Raw genomic sequence first — 1,461 nt, 5'->3', positions numbered from 1 at the left:
CGCTTGTAACTACTAATCCATCTTGGAGGAAAGTTACCCGTGGCTGGTCACCTGCGCCCGTCCAACTCAATCGCAATCTGCATTGCAGGTTACAGGGGATTGCGCGCGCCACACAAGCAGGGAGATTTACGGCTGTCGTTGGTTCTCGTCATACCGCTTCGACATCTTCAAAGTGCGCGATTCATCAACGCGTTTTTCAGTCGTCGGCCTCCGAAATATTAACAATATATACAACAAAATATTTGCGCGCCCGCCCCCCCACATTTTTCGAAACTTACCGTTTTTTGAAAATATATTCAAAAGTATATTTAAAATATATCCAATTTGATAATTGCTTTTTCCATATTTATACGCCAAAATTATGAGACTATCTCAGCGTCTTGTGCTCAGGTTATGAGGAGAAGGAATATGACGAACTTAGATCAGTTAAGGACGAGGCTAAAACTCAGCCAAGAGCAGACTTTTCCACTGCATTTTCAGGAATTTGGACTAGAACTAAGTGTAAACGCAGGGGTCTTCTCCTCACTAGATTTCCAAAGTTGGCGTTGGTATGCTGATAATTTTCCCCCTGTTGCCGGGAAAAGCATTCTGGAGATCGGCTGCGGCTTCGGCCTCCCAGGACTGTACCTCGCGAAACTCGGCGCGGCGTCCTTGGTAGCTTCTGATATCAGTCCTGAGGCGGTCACTAATACACGGGAAAATGTAGCAAGAAACGACATTCAGAACGTCGAGGTGATCGAAAGCGACATTTTCAGCAATATTCCTCGCCACCGAAAATTCGATTTTATATTCTGGAATTGTCCTTCGATCTTTGCGCCGGACGATTACGAGTATAGGGACAACCTCGAACGAGCAGCTATCAATCCGGGCTATAAATTGCTCAGCCGTTTTTTATCGGAAGGCCCAGAATTCCTCACAGAGTCAGGCAGCATCCTTCTAGGCTTCGCCAGTGATGCACGGGACGATCTCCTCTCGGAAATCATCGACGTAAACGATCTCGCCTCCGTACTTCTCGGTTCAGGCACCTACCCTCACGTGAGCGTGACCTGGAGGATTTTCTCCATACGCAAAAAAGGGGCCTAGCCCGAATTTGTCACAGAGTTGAGGTGCATCGGGACTCCGAATCAGGGAAAATGCTTCTGCTACAAAGACTTACCCGAGGCAGAGGTACTCCCCGATGCAAACAGAGTGTAGCGCGGAACGGTTTGATTTTGCATCTGTTGAAAAAGCGCGCCGTTGTGGCCGGTTTTGACGGCGGGACGATCAGATGCCGGCGGGCTTTTGCTAGGGGGCTGACGGAGCGGGCGATCGGACTGGTCGACCGCTTTGCCCGCTGCTTCGTGGATGGCACCAAGGAGATTCTCGGCATTTGGATCGAGCAGACCCAGGGCGCCAAGTTCTGGCTGCGCGTCATGAACGAACTGAAGAGCCGTGGCGCCGGCGACATCCTGATCGCCGTCG

Annotated in this window: 2 protein-coding genes and 1 pseudogene; all 3 read left to right on the top strand. The window is 50.2% G+C overall.

Going from position 1 to position 1,461, the window contains the following annotated elements; genetic code table 11:
* The coding region (locus tag EN786_RS38370) for a hypothetical protein (protein WP_210238925.1) at positions 1 to 365 on the top strand (365 nt) is incomplete at its 5' end.
* 43 nt (positions 366 to 408) lie between these two features.
* The gene (locus EN786_RS35885; RefSeq protein WP_135910001.1) at positions 409 to 1,083 is read left to right on the top strand and encodes a methyltransferase; all 675 of its coding nucleotides are present in this window, start codon (positions 409 to 411) and stop codon (positions 1,081 to 1,083) included.
* Between the two features lie 260 nt (positions 1,084 to 1,343).
* Positions 1,344 to 1,461: pseudogene (locus EN786_RS35880) on the top strand (transposase); the annotation flags it as partial.

It is taken from the genome of Mesorhizobium sp. M4B.F.Ca.ET.143.01.1.1 (assembly GCF_004792275.1).
GTDB lineage: Bacteria > Pseudomonadota > Alphaproteobacteria > Rhizobiales > Rhizobiaceae > Mesorhizobium > Mesorhizobium abyssinicae.
The sequence above is the reverse complement of the archived record's forward strand: the minus strand, read 5'-3'. Positions and strand labels throughout refer to the sequence as shown.